Below are 15,005 nucleotides of genomic sequence, written 5' to 3' on the forward strand. Positions count from 1 at the left end.
TCGGCTGCCCGTGCCTCGCGGCACGATTAGACACTGTACAGGATCAGCGGACCTCGCGTGTCACGAGGCGACCGAGCTCGACGAAGCTGGCCTCCATGCGGGCACGCAGGCTGTACCGCATGTCGCTGAGGTGGTCCCCGTCGTCGTCGTCGATCCACTCGGCCCAGGCGTGGCGGAGGGTGGCGATGCTGACCAGGGACACCAGGTGCGCGCGGCTGAGCAACGAGGCGTCGACGACGTCGTCTGCCACCCCTTCGTCGGCCGCCATGCGCTGCGCGACGACGGTCGTCAGGCGCTCCTCGAAGACCCGCGTCGACGCGATGCGACGGGCCAGCAGGTCGGGGTGCGCCCGGAGCACCCGGCGGCGGAGGACGACCAGTTCGCGATCGACCGTCGCCGACTCGACGGCGTGCGTCAGCAGCTGGATGAGGCTCGACAGCACGGGCTCGTCGCGCTGGGCCACGAACCGCTCGAGGTCGCGACCGTCGGGCAGCGCCGGCGGATCGCCGACGACGGCCTCTTCCTTGGACGGGAAGTAGTTGAAGAAGGTCCGCGGCGAGACGTCGGCCCGGCGGCTGACCATGTCGACCGTGACCGCGTCGAGCCCGTGTTCGACGATGAGGTCGAGGACGGCGACCTGGATCGCTCGTCGGGTGGCCAGACGTTTGCGCTCGCGCAGGCCGGGGGCGGCGTTCGGGTCGCTCATCAGGCCATCATCGCGCATGCACCCGGGGAAAGGGGTGGACGGCCACCTCGCCGACCCGGTGCTCGTGGCGCTGCCACGCGCCGGTCAGCGGGTGGCGTGACGACTGACGACGACCAGCATGGCCTCGAGCGCCATGGCCGGCGACACGTTGGCCTCGATGCGGCGGCGGGCCAGAGCGATCGCGTCGAGCACGGCCAGGGTCGCGGCCGGGGTGGAGGCGGCCGCCGCGGCGTCGAGCTGTGCCCGGATGGCCTCGTTGATGGGCTGCTCGTCGACGCCGAGCTGCAGCAACAGGACGTCGCGGTACAGCGAGAGGAGGTCGACCATGATGCGGTCGATCCCGTCGCGGAGGCTCCGGGTCGCCCGGCGCTTCTGGTCGTCCTCGAGGGCACGCAGCTGGCTGCGCAGGGCCGGAGGCACGGTGCCACCCGGCTCGACGCCCAGCGACCGCAACGCACTCGCCCGTTCTTCGGCGTCGCGCTCTTCCGTGATCGCCTTCGCGTCGTCACCGGCGACCGCGAGCAGGGTGGCCGCCGCGATGACGGCGTCCGAGACGCTGCGGATGCCCAGGGCGGTCTCGAGGGTCTGTCGACGTCGCGACCTCGCCGAGGTGTCGAGTGCCAGGCGCCGCGCCATGCCGATGTGGCTCTGGGCCTCGCGGGCCGCCACGAGCGCGATCTCGGGGTCGACGCCGTCACGGGCCTCGAGGAGCGCGGCGACGTCGCCCACGGCGGGCATGCGGAGGCGCACGCTGCGGACGCGGGAGCGGATCGTCGGGATGAGGTCGGCCTCGCTCGGGGCGCACAACAGCCAGACCGTCCGCGGCGGCGGCTCTTCGAGCGCCTTGAGCAGGAGGTTCGAGGTGCGTTCGGTCATGCGGTCGGCGTCCTCGATGACGACCACCCGGTAGCGACCCACCGAAGGCGAGAACTGGCTCGCCGCGACCAGCGACCGGACCTCTTCGATCGTGATGATGATGCGCTCCGTGCTCAGGACCGCGAGGTCGGGGTGCGACCTGGCGGCGACCTGCCGGAGGGTGGCCTCTTCGTCGGCCGGTTCTCGTGAGAGCAACGCGGCCGCGAAGGCGTAGGCGAGGTTCGAGCGGCCCGAGCCGGGCGGCCCGGTGATGAGCCACGAGTGGGTCATCGAGGCGTTGCCGGGCTGCGTCGAGGCCGCCGCGGTCAACGCCTCGATGGCATCGGGCTGACCCGTGAGGTGTTCCCAGAGGGGCATGGTCAGCGTGCGCCCTCGGCTCGGGGACCGACCGCGCCGGTCACTCGGCCGTGGCCTCCGGCGCGGCGGCCGTTGCCGACGCCGCCTCGGCCGCCGGAGCCTTCTTGACCGGCGCCTTCCGGGCGGCCGTCGTCGACGCCTTCGCGGTCGTCGCCTTCGCGGTCGGCGCCTTCGCGGTCGTCGCCTTCGCGGTCGTCGCCTTCTTGGCCGGCACCTTGGTGGTTGTCGCCTTCTTCGCCGGTGCCTTCTTCGCGGGTGCCTTCTTGGCGGCCGTCTTGGGCTTGGCCGGCCCCTTGGCCCGCTTGTCGGCGAGCAGCTGGACGGCGCGGTCGAAGTCGACCTCTTCGACCGTCTCACCGCGCGGGATGGTGGCGTTCGTCTCGCCGTCGGTGACGTAAGCGCCGAACCGCCCGTCCTTCACCTTGATGGGCTTGCCGCTGACCGGGTCGGCCTCGAACTCCTTCAAGGCGCTGCTGGCCTTGCGGGCGCCGTACTTCGGCTGGGCATAGAGCTCGAGCGCCCCGGGCAGGTCGATCTCGAAGATCTGGTCCTCGCTCGTCAGCGACCGGGTGTCGGTCCCCTTCTTGAGGTAGGGGCCGTAGCGCCCGTTCTGGGCCTGGATCTCGTCGCCGCTCTCGGGGTCGGTGCCGACGGTGCGGGGCAGGTCGAGCAACCGCAAGGCCGTGTCGAGGTCGATCGTGTCGACGCCCATGCTCTTGAAGAGCGACGCCGTGCGTTCTTTCGGAGCGGCCGCCTTCTTGGCAGGGGCTTTCTTCGCCGGAGTCTTCTTCGCCCCGGTCGTGGTCGTGGCGGCAGCCGCGGACTCGGTCACCTCGCCGGTCGCCGGGTCGGCCACGATCTCGTCGGTCGCCGACTCGGGAGTCCGCTCGGTGACGTACGGGCCGAAGCGGCCGTCCTTGGCGATGACCTCCTTGCCGGTCTCGGGGTTGAGCCCCAGCACGCGGTCGCCGACGACGGGGGCGTCGATCAACTCACGCGCCTTCTCGGCGGTCAACTCGTCGGGAGCGAGGTCTTCGGGCACGTTGACCCTACGGGGCGTCTCGGGGTCGTCGCCCGGCGCCTCGAGGTAGGGACCGTAGCGACCGATGCGCAGGGTCACGCCGTCGGCGAGCACGATGGAGTTGATGTCGCGCGCGTCGATCTCGCCCAGGTTGTCGATGACCTTGCGGAGACCACGGTGCGACTCGTTGCCGAAGTAGAAACCGTTCAACCAGTCCACGCGGTCGGCGTCGCCGCCGGCGATGAGGTCGAGGTCGTCCTCCATGCTGGCCGTGAAGTCGTACTCGACCAGGTCGGCGAAATAGTCCTCGAGCAGACGGACCACCGAGAACGCGATCCAGTTCGGGACGAGGGCCGTGCCGCGCGGCGTGACGTAGCCACGGTCGACGATCGTCGACATGATGGCGGCGTAGGTCGAGGGGCGTCCGATGCCGAGCTCTTCGAGGGTCTTGACCAGGCTCGCCTCGGTGTAGCGCGGCGGTGCCGACGTGTCGTGCCCCTTCGCCTCGACCTCGTCGAGGCCGAGTGCCTGACCGGCGGTCAGTGGGGGCAGCTTGGCCTCGGCGGGTTCGGCCGTGCCGTGGCGGTCCTCGTCGCGACCCTCTTCGTAGGCGTTGAGGAACCCGCGGAACGTGATGACCGTGCCGGATGCGGCGAACTCGGCGAGCGTCCCGGTGGCGGCGCGGGGAGCGATGCCCGCGACCGTCCCCGAGGTCGTCGCCGACACGACGACCGACGCGGTCGATCCCTTGGCGTCCGCCATCTGCGAGGCGACCGTGCGCTTCCAGATGAGGTCGTAGAGCTTCCAGTCGTTGCCCCGCAGGACGTTCTGCATCTCGGACGGCGTCTTGAAGGTGTCGCCCGAGGGCCGGATGGCCTCGTGCGCCTCTTGGGCGTTCTTGCTCTTGCCCGTGTACAGCCGCGGCTTGTCGGGGACCGTGTCGGACCCGTAGAGCTTGGCGGCCTGGCTGCGCGCCGCACCGATCGCCTGCTGGGACAGCGCCGGCGAATCGGTGCGCATGTAGGTGATGTGGCCGTTCTCGTAGAGCGACTGCGCGACGCTCATGGTCTGCCGGGCGGAGAACCGCAGCTTGCGCGCCGCCTCCTGCTGGAGGGTCGACGTCGTGAAGGGAGCAGCCGGACGACGGGTGTAGGGCTTCGAGTCGACCGAGCCGACGACGATCTCGACGTCGGAGGAACTCAACGCCTCGGCGAGCGCACGCGACGCGGCCTCGTCGAGCGCGACGGCCTCACCCTTCAGCCGACCCCGGTCGTCGAAGTCGCGCCCGGCGGCGACGCGTTCCCCGTTGACTCGGACGAGGCGCGACCCGAAGGCGACCTTCGCCTCGCCCTCGGCCGCGACGGGCTCGAAGGTCGCGGTGAGGTCCCAGTACGACGCGGAGACGAACGCGAGGCGTTCGCGTTCGCGGTCCACGACGAGACGCGTCGCGGCCGACTGGACGCGGCCGGCGGACAGGCCCGGTCCGACCTTGCGCCACAGCACGGGCGAGACCTCGTAGCCGTAGAGGCGGTCGAGGATGCGGCGGGTCTCCTGCGCGTCGACCAGGGCGGTGTCGAGGTCACGCGTGTTCTCTTGCGCCTTCTGGATGGCGTCCTTGGTGATCTCGTGGAACACCATGCGCTTGACCGGCACCTTGGGCTTGAGCTCTTGCAGGAGGTGCCACGCGATGGCCTCGCCTTCGCGGTCCTCGTCTGTCGCGAGGTAGAGCTCGTCGGCGTTCTTCAAGGCGCGCTTGAGGTCGGAGACCGTCTTCTTCTTGGCGTCCGAGACGACGTAGTAGGGCTCGAATCCGTTCTCGACGTCGACGGAGAACTTGCCCATCGACCCCTTCTTCAGCTCGGCCGGGAGGTTCTTGGGCTCGACGAGGTCGCGGATGTGGCCGACGGAGGCCAGCACCTCGTATCCGTCGCCGAGGTACTGCCCGATCGTCTTGGCCTTGGCGGGCGACTCGACGATGACCAGTTTCTTCGTGCCTGGCACGGGACTCCTTGGGTGGTGGTGCGGCGACCCGGTCCGACGGACCGGGCGAGGGGCTGCAGGGCGAGGACGGGGTGCTCGATCGCTCCCACCGACCCCGAGGAACGTCGGGAGCCGTGCAGCCGACAGCCACACCATACACACCCGACGCCCGGGCCCTCTTCACGGACCGCCACCCCGGGGCGGGGCCGTCGGGGGCGGCGGACCGGCCGTCGCCCGGGCCCTGACGGCGAGGGGACCGAGGGCCGTCGAGACCTCCACGGTGACCTCCGCGCCGGTGACGACGCAGGCCGAGAGCGCGACGCCGTTCGCCTCCGCGGTCGCGGCGGCCCGGTCGCAGACGGCGCCGACGACGGCCCCCGACAGGGCGTCGGCGGCCGCGAGCGCCGAGGCGTCGGCCGCCCCGGCCGTGCGCGACCGGACGGCGAGGGCCGAGTGCGATCCGATGAGCGCGACGGCGAGGACCGTGATCGTCGCGAGCCCGGCGGCCGACAGGACGCTCGAGCTGCCGCGGTCGCTCGCCAACACGTGGCGGACCGTCATCGCCCGGCCGTCGGTGCGCAGCTGCGGGAGGTCAACGTGACCTCGCCGACGGGGCCGACCCGCACCTCCCGGCGGAGGTCGACGCAGACGAGGTCGGCGCCGACGGACTCGGACATCGCGGCTCCCGGCGCGAGCCTCTCCAGGGTCGCCCCGACCGAGCCGCGATCGCCCCGGGCGGTCTGTCGTGCCACCACGGCCGCGGCGTCCGCGAGGCGGACCGACTGCGAGGTGAGACCCAGGCTCGCGACGACGAACGCGACGACCAGGATCACGGCGGGCATCGTCATCGCGAACTCGACCGTCGCGCTTCCCCTCTCATCGTCGACCCGACGGACCAGACGGACGAGGCACCCACGGACCCTGGTCGTCGCGACGGCGGTCATCCGACCGACAGGGCCGACCGGACCAGGTCGGACAGGATGCCCCGCACCTCGTCCGACCTCATGATGGTGACGAGCAGGCCGGCGAAGCCCACCGCGGCCATGATCACGATGGCGTACTCGGCCGTGGCCGCACCGTCGTCGGCCCGGACGATGCGACGGGCGACGGAGGCGAGGCGGCCCGCGGCCGAGGTACGGCAGGTGGAGGACGGAGCGCTCGTCGTGGGGACGGCGGGCGAGGGGGTCGCGGCAACGGTCATGATGTTCCTCTCGTGGGTGTCGGCACCTCTCCGGTGACGATCCGAGCCTGGCGGCATTCTGCGGACGGCCCACCGCCGTCGCCCTCTGCTGGGGACGGCCGGTCACCACGAGCCCGCTGTGGACGACACGAGTGACACCACCAGCGGGACGACGCCGATGACCAGGAACGCCGGCAGGATGCACACACCTAGCGGCAGCATCAGGGTGACCCCGAGCCGCCCCGCCGCGGTCTGCGCTGCCGTGCGGGCCTCCAGTCGCAGCTCTCGGGCCTCGGAGCGCAGGAGCAACCCCGCCGGCACCCCGGCACGACGGGACAGGTCGAGGACCGCCTCGCACCGACGCCGCTCGACCCGGTCGGCGGTCTCGTCGACCGCGCCCGCGCCTCCTCGTGGCTCGGGCACGACGGCCTCGAGCCCGCACGAGGCGACCGCCTCGTCGACGGCGGCGAGGCCGGACGACCACGAGGCTCCCCCGGACAGCGCCACGGCGAGGAGCTCGGGGCGCAACCCCGGCACCCTCGACGACGGCAAGGCACGACGGACGAGTCGGGCGTTCCACCGACGCGCCACGACCACGAGACACCCCGCGACGCCGACGCACGCCCATCCGATCGGGGTGCCGACGAGCACCGCGCCGGTGTCGAAGCCCAGCCCCGAGGAGAAGAGGAGGCCCACGGGCGGGAGGGCGAGGACCACGTTCGCCGTCGCCCGTGGTCCGCTCAGGGCCACCTGGACGTCGCGGCGGGCCTCGTCGGCCGCCCGGAGGGCCGACACGAGGGAGTGGAGGCAGTCGGCCATCGGTGCACCGCTCGTCTCGGCGACGCGCCAGGCGCAGGCGACCTGTCTCCACGTGCGGTCGTGCCCGTCGGAGTCCACGGCATCCTCGAAGGGTCGGGTGTCGAGCCACGACACGAGGCTGGTGGAGACCGCGACGCCGTCGCCGCCGTCGAGCGCGACCGCCTCGGCCAGCCGTCGGACGACCCCCGGGGGTTCGACCGCGCCGACGTGGCCCCAGGCGCGGGCGGGTGCGACACCGGCTCCGACGAGGACGGCGAGGCGTTCGACCAGGACGGCGGCCGGTGTGGGTGGGGCCCGCCTCGTCCTCGGGCGCCCGGGCTCGAAACGTCCGGTGCTCAGGCGTCCGGGACCCGGGCCGCCGCTCACCCCCGTGATCCCGACCGAGCGATCAATCGCCCGTCGGGCGTCACGGCGAGGTGGCCGATCTCGGCGAGCCTCCGGTGGCCACCTCGTCTCTCGAGGTGGAACACCGCGTCGATCGCGCTGACGGCCTGTCGGGCCAGCGCGTCCACCCCCAGTCCCGCGAGCGCCCCGAGCGCCTCGAGCCGTGCGGGGACGTCGTCGAGACCGTTGGCGTGGACGGTGCCCGCGCCTCCGTCGTGCCCGGTGTTCAGGGCCGAGAGCAGGTCGCGGATCTCCCGCCCCCGGACCTCGCCGACCACGAGACGGTCGGGTCGCATCCGCAGCGCCTCACGAACGAGACGGGACAGATCGACCCCGCCAGCTCCCTCGAGGTTGGGCTGACGCGTCTCGAGGGCCACCACGTGAGGATGACGGGGTCGCAACTCGGCGACGTCCTCGATGGTCACGATGCGGTCGGAGCCGGGGGCCTCGGACAACAGCGCGGCGAGGAACGTCGTCTTGCCGGCCCCACCCGACCCGCTGACCAGGACGTTGGCCCGTCGCTCCACGCAGCCGATCACCGTCTCGAGGGCTCCCGCCGGGAAGAACCCGCGCCGATCCAGGTCGACGAGCGACATCGCCTCGGCCCGCGGCACGCGGATGGAGAGAGCCGTCCCCGAGACCGCCAACGGAGGCAGGACGACGTGCACCCGGAGGCCGTCGCCCAGGCGCACGTCGACGCAGGGGCTCGACTCGTCGACGTGGCGTCCCCCGAGCGAGACCAGTCGGACGGCCACCTGCCGCGCCGAGGCCTCCGAGAGGTGGAGGCTCGTCTCGGGCTCGGCCCCGTCGCCGCGATCGACCCAGACGCCCACGCCGCCGGTCACGAAGACGTCGGTGACGGCCGGATCGTCGAGGAGGCGCCCCAAGGGTCCGAACGCGGAACGCTCGTGTCGGGTGAGCCTTCCTTGTACCCCGAATCGAGATTCTGTACCCCGGCCCGTACCGAGCGCCGCCACGGGAGGCAGGGCGAAGCGGGAGGGAGGGTGATCGAGGGTGAGGGACGGGTGACGGGCGGTGCCGACCTGAGGCGCGTGGGACATGGTCTCGACCGTAAGCAGGGCCCGACCGGAACAGACAGATCGGTAGAGCACCGTGGGGACGGATCGCCCGTCGCCACCGTTGGGGACGAGTCGACCGACCACCCGGGCGACGACCGGGTTAACGAGAGGGGCGGCACCGGTTGGGGGGAACCGGTGCCGCCACGTGCGTCGGGCGATTGGGGGGAATCAGCGCGACGCACGTCGGAATTGAATCCGACTCGTTCACTGTACCCCAGAACGCTCCGGGAACACCACGCCGCGCTCTCCTGTCAGGCGTGTCGTGCGCCCTGGCCCGGCGCGGCCTCCGGAGTAAGGTCGTCCGCGCGGCCCCGTGCCGCGGTTCACGCAACGAAGCGAGAGGACTTGCGATGCTCGACGGCACCGACGACCAGCCCACCGAAGGACGCACCTTCGCCCCGCCCGCCGCCTTCGTCCGGACGGCCGTGGCCGGCTCCGACCTCGCCGGACGAGCCGCTGCCGACCGCCTCGCCTTCTGGGGTGACCAGGCCCGCGAACGACTCACGTGGGGGCAGGTCCCCACCGAGACGCTCGACTGGTCGGACGCACCCTTCGCCCGGTGGTTCGCCGACGGCACGCTCAACGTCGCGTACAACTGCCTGGACCGTCACGTCGAGGCCGGGCACGGTGATCGCGTCGCGCTGCACTGGGAAGGCGAGCCCGGCGACGCCCGCTCGCTGACCTACGCCGAGCTGACCCACGAGGTCAAGCGCGCGGCGAACCTGCTGATGTCGCTCGGCGTGCGGGCCGGGGACCGCGTCGTGGTCTACCTCCCGCAGATCCCCGAGGCCGTGGTGACCATGTTGGCCGTGGCCCGGATCGGGGCCGTGCACTCGGTCGTCTTCGGCGGCTTCAGCGCCGAGAGCCTGCGGGCGCGCATCGACGACGCCGGCGCCCGCCTGGTCGTGACGGCGGACGGCGGCTGGCGCAAGGGGGCGGTCTCCCCTCTCAAGGCCGCCGTCGACGAGGCCCTGGCGGTGGACGGCGACTCCACGGTCGAACACGTCCTCGTCGTCCGGCGAGGCGGCAACGACGTCGACTGGACCGACGGCCGCGACGTCTGGTGGCACGACGCCATCGAGACGGTCGACGGTGAGCACGTCGCCGAACCCTTCGAGGCCGAGCACCCGCTCTTCATCCTCTACACGAGCGGCACGACCGGGAAGCCCAAGGGCATCCTGCACACCTCGGGCGGCTACCTCACCCAGGTCGCCTACACGCACTCCGTCGTCTTCGACCTGCACCCCGAGACCGACGTCTACTGGTGCACGGCGGACGTCGGGTGGATCACCGGGCACAGCTACGTCGTCTACGGCCCGCTCGCCAACGCTGCGACGCAGGTGCTCTACGAGGGCACCCCCGACTTCCCCGAGCCGGGCCGCTGGTGGGACCTCGTCGAGAAGTACGGCGTGACCATCTTCTACACCGCCCCGACGGCCATCCGGGGCTTCATGAAGTCCGGGAGGGAGATCCCGGGGGCCCGCGACCTCACGTCGTTGCGCCTCCTCGGGTCGGTCGGCGAGCCGATCAACCCGGAGGCCTGGCTGTGGTTCCGCGAGGTGATCGGCGCGGGCCGCACGCCCATCGTCGACACGTGGTGGCAGACCGAGACGGGTGCGCAGATGATCTCGCCGCTGCCCGGCGTCACGACCACCAAGCCCGGGTCGGCCCAGAACCCCCTGCCGGGCATCTCGGTGGACGTGGTCGACGACCACGGCACTCCCGTGGCGAACGGCGAGAGCGGCCTGCTGGTCGTCTCCGAACCCTGGCCGTCGATGCTGCGGGGCATCTGGGGCGATCCCGACCGCTACGTCGAGACGTACTGGAGCCGGTTCGGCGACCGCTACTTCGCCGGAGACGGCGCCCGCCGCGACGAGGACGGAGACATCTGGCTGCTCGGCCGCGTCGACGACGTCATGAACGTCTCGGGGCACCGTTTGTCGACCGCCGAGATCGAATCGGCCCTCGTGTCGCACCCGATCGTCGCCGAGTCCGCGGTCGTCGGCGCGGCCGACGAGACCACCGGTCAGGCGGTCGTGGCCTTCGTCATCCTGCGGAACAAGGCCAAGACCATGCAAACACCCGAGGAGGCGGTGGCCGCGTTGCGTGCGCACGTCGCCCACCAGATCGGCGCGATCGCGCGTCCGCGCACCGTCGTGCTCGTCGACGAACTGCCGAAGACGCGCTCGGGGAAGATCATGCGTCGCCTGCTGCGGGACGTGGCGGAAGGACGCGAGGTCGGCGACACGACCACGCTGGCGGACACCTCGGTCATGTCGGTGATCACCGCCGAGATGCGCTGACCCCGGCACGACGACGGCCCCTCCTCACGCTGAGGAGGGGCCGTCGTCGTGACAGGACGAGGAGGCGCGTCAGCGGACCTCGAGGACGAGCTCGACCTCGACGGGCGAGTCGAGCGGCAGCACCGCGACCCCCACGGCGCTGCGGGCGTGACGCCCGGCCTCGCCGAAGATCTGCCCGAGGAGGTCGGAGGCGCCGTTGATCACCCCGGGCTGGCCCGAGAAGTCGGGATCGGAGGCGACGAATCCGGTCAGCTTCACGACGCGGACGACGTCGTCGAGCGAGTCCAGGACCGTCCCCGCGGCGGCCAGGGCGTTCAGCACGCAGGTCGCCGCCATCGCCTGGGCGTCGGCGGGCCGGACGAGGCCGTGGCCTTCGCCCACCTTGCCCGTGGCCGGCAGCTGACCGTCGACGAAGGGCAGCTGACCCGCCGTGTAGACGAGCGACCCCGTGCGGAGCGCCGGGACGTACGAGCCCGCGGGCGCCGCGACGGGCGGGAGGACGAGACCGAGCTCGGCCAAGCGCTCGTCGACGGGAGCCATCAGGCGTCCTGCCGGGGGCGCTTGAGCCACGCGACGGGACCACCCTCGGGGCCCTGGGTCACCTGGACGAGTTCCCACCCGTCGGAACCCCAGTTGTTGAGGATCGCCGTGCTGTTGTGCACCAACAGGGGCGTCGTCGTGTACTCCCAAAGGACCATTTCGGCTTCCGTTCAGCTTGAAAATCGGCGATGTCGCTTACCCTGATCCTATGTCTGCCCAAAAATCGAAGCCCACGTCCGCCATCGGGGCACTCTTCGGATTCGTCGGCTTCAGCGTCCTGGCCGGCCTCCTGGTGACCATCGGCGTGACGCCGGCCATCGCGGTCGCCGGCATGACGGCCTCGAGTTCGATCGGGGTCTTCGAGTCGATCCCCGAGTACATCGAGATCGGCAAGCTGCAGCAGCGCAACACGCTGTACGCGACCCAGGGCGGGCAGCAGGTGCCCTTCGCGACCCTCTACAGCGAGAACCGCGTCGAGCTCTCGTGGGACGAGGTCAGCCCGAACCTGAAGACCGCCGTCGTCGCCGGCGAGGACCGCCGGTTCTACGAACACGGCGGCGTCGACGTCACGTCCCTCGTCCGAGCGGCCGTCGGTTCGGCGGGCGCCGGCGAGCTCGGTGCGAGCGGTGGTGGCTCGACCCTGACGATGCAGCTCGTGCGCAACATCCGCATCGCGCAGTCGCAGCAGCTGCCGACCGCGGACGAGCGGGACGCCGCCTACAAAGAGGCGACCACCACGACCCTCGACCGCAAGCTCGAAGAGATGAAGTTCGCGATCGGGCTCGAGAAGAAGTACAGCAAGGACGACATCTTGCTGGCCTATCTCAACATCGCCTACTTCGGCGACCAGACCTACGGTGTGCAGGCCGCCGCACAGCACTACTACAACAAGAGCGCCGCCGAGCTGACGGTGCCCGAGGCCGCCAGCCTCATCGCGATCGTGCAGTACCCCGACTCGCGCAACATGTCGACGCCCGAGAAGTACCCGGCCAACAAGGCCCGGCGTGACGTCATCATCAAGTCGATGCTCGCCGAGAAGGACATCGACCAGGCCACGGCCGACGCCTCGCTGGCCACGCCCGTCGAGAGCTACGTCGTGCTGACGGCTCCCTCGCAGGGTTGCGGCGCGGTCACCGTCCCCTCTGCCGCCTACTTCTGTGACTACGTCAAGAAGAGCATCAAGGACCTCGCCGTCCTCGGCTCCACCCCCGAGGAGCGTCAGACCAACTGGAACACCGGTGGCTACGACGTCTACACGACGCTTAACCTCGACCTCAACGAGAACGCCAAGGCGCAGGTCGACAAGTACGCTCCCGCCACCGAGAGCAACTTCCAGCTCGGCAGCGTCGTGGACTCCGTCGAGGCCGGTACCGGCCGCGTCGTCGTGATGGCACAGAACACCACGTTCTCCGAGACGTCGAGCCCCGACCGCACCCTCACCTCGGTGAACTACAGCACCGACCGGGACTACGGCGGATCGATCGGCTTCCAACCCGGTTCGACCTACAAGCCTTTCACCCTGATCGACTGGCTCGAGCAGGGGCACGGGATCTACGAGAGCGTCAACGCCAAGCCGCGGACCTTCAACATGACCATCGACGGCAGCCGGGGCAACAAGTACACCCCCAAGAACGACGCGGGTGAGCAGCCCGGCCAGATGAGCGTCGCGGACGCGACGGCGAAGTCGATGAACACGGCCTACGCAGCCATGGCCGAGAAGCTCGACATCGCCGACATCAACGGCGTCGCCAAGAAGCTCGGGGTGCACCGCGCCGATGGAGGCGAGATGCACGACTACGCGTCGTCGATCCTCGGCACCGCCGACGAGATCGCCCCGCTGACCATGGCGACCGCCTACGCCGGGATCGCCGCGGGCGGCGTCTACTGCTCGCCGATCATCGTGGACAACATCAAGGACGACAAGGGCGTCGACCTCGGCGGACAGCCGCAGTCGTGCAGCCAGGTCGTCGACCCGCAGGTGGCCGCGGCCGCCGCGGTGGCCATGCAGGGGCTGTGGCGGAACGGCACCGGCGTCGGCGGTCTGCCGGCCGACGGCTACCCCGAGATCGGCAAGACCGGTACGACCGACCTCAAGGACCAGATCTGGATCATCGGCGCCACGTCGAAGATCGCCACCGCCGTGTGGCAGGGAGTCGCGGACGGTCCCAAGAAGAGCCTGCGGTCGTACAACTCGCCGAACCTGGCCGGGTCCACGAGCTACGCGACGGCGCGTGTGCAGTACTTCAAGGCCGTCCAGAGCGTGAACAACACCGTGTATCCGGGAGGCGCCTTCGGTGAGGCCTCCGGTGCCGTGCTGCGCGGCTCCGGCGTGGCCGTCCCGGACATGGCCGGCACGACCCCGTCGGCAGCCCAGGCGCTGCTGAGAGGCGTGTCCCTGGCCTACGAGGACGGCGGCACCCAGCCTTCGGCCCTGCCCGCCGGTCAGGTCATCGGCTCGGACCCGGCCGTCGGCAGCGTCGTGTCGAAGGGCACGACCGTGAAGGTCTTCACGAGTGACGGCAGCGGTGCGGCAGCGGTCCCCGACGTGACGCGGCAGAAGGTGGGCGACGCGGTGAAGTCGATCGGTGGAGCCGGCTTCGACACGTCCAAGGTGTCCGTCGCAGGATTCACCCCCGGAGACGGGAAGAACGCCTGCCAGGTCGCCTCCACGAATCCCGCCGCCAACACGTCCGTCGCGAAGGACTCGGCCATCGGGCTGACGGTCTACGGCGACAAGGACGGCAACGACCCGGGCAACTGCGCGTGAGCCCACGAAGCACCGGAGGGCCGAGCGCCCTCCAGACGACGGCCGTGACCGCAGCAGCGGGTGCGGCCGTCGGCCTCGGAGCGCTCGCCTGGGGCGTCTTCGTCGAGCGCAACCGGTTCACGGTACGACACGAAGTGTTGCCCGTCCTCGAACCCGGCTCCCGGACGCTGACGATCCTGCACCTGTCCGACCTCCACCTCGCCCCCTGGCAGTCCGAGAAGCAGGAATGGGTCCGCGGCCTCGCCGTGCTCGAACCCGACCTGATCGTCAACACCGGCGACAACATCGGCCACGAGGACGCCCACACCGCCCTCGAATACGCGCTCGAACCCTTCCGCGGCGTACCCGGGGTCTTCGTCAACGGTTCCAACGACTACTACGGTCCCTCCCCCAAGAACCCCCTGGCCTACTTCGGCGGGCCGAGCAAGGCCCACCGAGCACCCGTCGACCTCGACATCGACCGGATGCAGTCGTTCTTCACCGACCAGCTCGGTTGGCTCGACCTGAACAACAGGGCACGAGCGCTCGAGCTGCGGGGCTCGCGACTCGAGCTGTTCGGCGTCAACGACGCCCACCGCGGCTGGGACCGTCTCGACCGCATCCCCGGCGCCCTCGACGACCTCCGCGAGAACGTGGGTTGGCAGGACGATCGCGGCGGGCCCGATCCCATCAGCATCGGCGTCACCCACGCGCCGTACCAGCGTGTGCTCAACTCGTTCGTCAACAACGGTGCCGACGTCATCTTCGGCGGTCACACGCACGGCGGACAGGTCCAGGTGCCCGGCTACGGCGCCCTCGTCACCAACTGCGACCTGCCCCGCAGCAAGGTCAGCGGCCTGACGACCTGGAGCCACGCCCGCAAGACCGCACACCTCGAGATCTCGGCCGGCCTGGGCACCTCGATCTACGCCCCCGTCAGGTTCTCGTGCCGGCCCGAAGCCGTGATCGTGACCCTCACGGCCTAGGTTCCACACGAGTGACACGAGCAGGCCC

Annotated in this window: 13 protein-coding genes; 3 read left to right on the top strand and 10 right to left on the bottom strand. The window is 70.9% G+C overall.

Annotated elements, in window-relative coordinates; translation table 11 throughout:
• Nucleotides 1-43 precede the first annotated feature (43 nt).
• The 8 genes from AC1MBW_RS01990 to AC1MBW_RS02025 all read right to left on the bottom strand — a co-directional run bounded on the left by AC1MBW_RS01990 (nucleotide 44) and on the right by AC1MBW_RS02025 (nucleotide 8,300).
• A complete protein-coding gene (locus tag AC1MBW_RS01990; RefSeq protein WP_480025280.1) occupies nucleotides 44-706 on the bottom strand; it encodes a TetR/AcrR family transcriptional regulator in 663 nt (220 codons plus the stop codon).
• Between the two features lie 84 nt (nucleotides 707-790).
• Entirely contained in the window at nucleotides 791-1,939 is a 1,149-nt protein-coding gene (locus AC1MBW_RS01995; protein ID WP_480025281.1) for a DNA polymerase III subunit delta', read from the bottom strand.
• Nucleotides 1,940-1,979: 40 nt separating this feature from the next.
• Nucleotides 1,980-4,961 carry a type I DNA topoisomerase gene (topA, locus tag AC1MBW_RS02000; RefSeq protein ID WP_480025282.1) on the bottom strand — a complete coding sequence of 994 codons (2,982 nt, stop codon included), beginning with the start codon at nucleotides 4,959-4,961 and terminating at the stop codon, nucleotides 1,980-1,982.
• A 159-nt stretch (nucleotides 4,962-5,120) separates the two neighbouring features.
• Nucleotides 5,121-5,501 carry an Rv3654c family TadE-like protein gene (locus tag AC1MBW_RS02005; RefSeq protein ID WP_480025283.1) on the bottom strand — a complete coding sequence of 127 codons (381 nt, stop codon included), beginning with the start codon at nucleotides 5,499-5,501 and terminating at the stop codon, nucleotides 5,121-5,123.
• Nucleotides 5,498-5,788, bottom strand: coding sequence for a TadE family protein (locus AC1MBW_RS02010; RefSeq protein ID WP_480025284.1), 291 nt, complete (start codon nucleotides 5,786-5,788; stop codon nucleotides 5,498-5,500). The genes AC1MBW_RS02005 and AC1MBW_RS02010 overlap by 4 nt, the downstream gene beginning before the upstream one ends.
• Before the next feature lie 92 nt (nucleotides 5,789-5,880).
• A complete protein-coding gene (locus AC1MBW_RS02015) occupies nucleotides 5,881-6,141 on the bottom strand; it encodes a DUF4244 domain-containing protein (protein ID WP_480025285.1) in 261 nt (86 codons plus the stop codon).
• A gap of 102 nt (nucleotides 6,142-6,243) precedes the next feature.
• Nucleotides 6,244-7,305 (bottom strand): type II secretion system F family protein, encoded by a 1,062-nt coding sequence (locus AC1MBW_RS02020; RefSeq protein ID WP_480025286.1) that lies wholly within the window; start codon nucleotides 7,303-7,305, stop codon nucleotides 6,244-6,246.
• Nucleotides 7,302-8,300, bottom strand: a complete 999-nt coding sequence (locus tag AC1MBW_RS02025) for a TadA family conjugal transfer-associated ATPase (RefSeq protein ID WP_480026064.1) — start codon at nucleotides 8,298-8,300, stop codon at nucleotides 7,302-7,304. Before AC1MBW_RS02025 ends, AC1MBW_RS02020 begins: the two co-directional genes overlap by 4 nt.
• A gap of 452 nt (nucleotides 8,301-8,752) precedes the next feature.
• On the opposite strand from AC1MBW_RS02025, the gene acs reads away from it, so the two are divergent.
• Nucleotides 8,753-10,705 carry an acetate--CoA ligase gene (acs, locus tag AC1MBW_RS02030; protein WP_480025287.1) on the top strand — a complete coding sequence of 651 codons (1,953 nt, stop codon included), beginning with the start codon at nucleotides 8,753-8,755 and terminating at the stop codon, nucleotides 10,703-10,705.
• Between the two features lie 69 nt (nucleotides 10,706-10,774).
• Here the strand turns inward: acs and AC1MBW_RS02035 are convergent, their stop codons facing one another.
• Both AC1MBW_RS02035 and sp36 read right to left on the bottom strand, forming a co-directional pair.
• A complete protein-coding gene (locus AC1MBW_RS02035) occupies nucleotides 10,775-11,245 on the bottom strand; it encodes a RidA family protein (RefSeq protein WP_480025288.1) in 471 nt (156 codons plus the stop codon).
• Nucleotides 11,245-11,403 carry a Sp36 family protein gene (gene sp36 / locus AC1MBW_RS02040; RefSeq protein ID WP_167599048.1) on the bottom strand — a complete coding sequence of 53 codons (159 nt, stop codon included), beginning with the start codon at nucleotides 11,401-11,403 and terminating at the stop codon, nucleotides 11,245-11,247. The genes AC1MBW_RS02035 and sp36 overlap by 1 nt, the downstream gene beginning before the upstream one ends.
• 50 nt (nucleotides 11,404-11,453) lie before the next feature.
• On the opposite strand from sp36, the gene AC1MBW_RS02045 reads away from it, so the two are divergent.
• Both AC1MBW_RS02045 and AC1MBW_RS02050 read left to right on the top strand, forming a co-directional pair.
• Complete coding sequence (locus AC1MBW_RS02045) at nucleotides 11,454-14,012, top strand: transglycosylase domain-containing protein (protein WP_054146675.1); 2,559 nt, start codon at nucleotides 11,454-11,456, stop codon at nucleotides 14,010-14,012.
• Nucleotides 14,013-14,056: 44 nt separating this feature from the next.
• Nucleotides 14,057-14,977, top strand: coding sequence for a metallophosphoesterase (locus tag AC1MBW_RS02050; protein WP_137846672.1), 921 nt, complete (start codon nucleotides 14,057-14,059; stop codon nucleotides 14,975-14,977).
• Nucleotides 14,978-15,005: the final 28 nt, after the last annotated feature.

Source organism: Frigoribacterium sp. AP1, assembly GCF_056680555.1.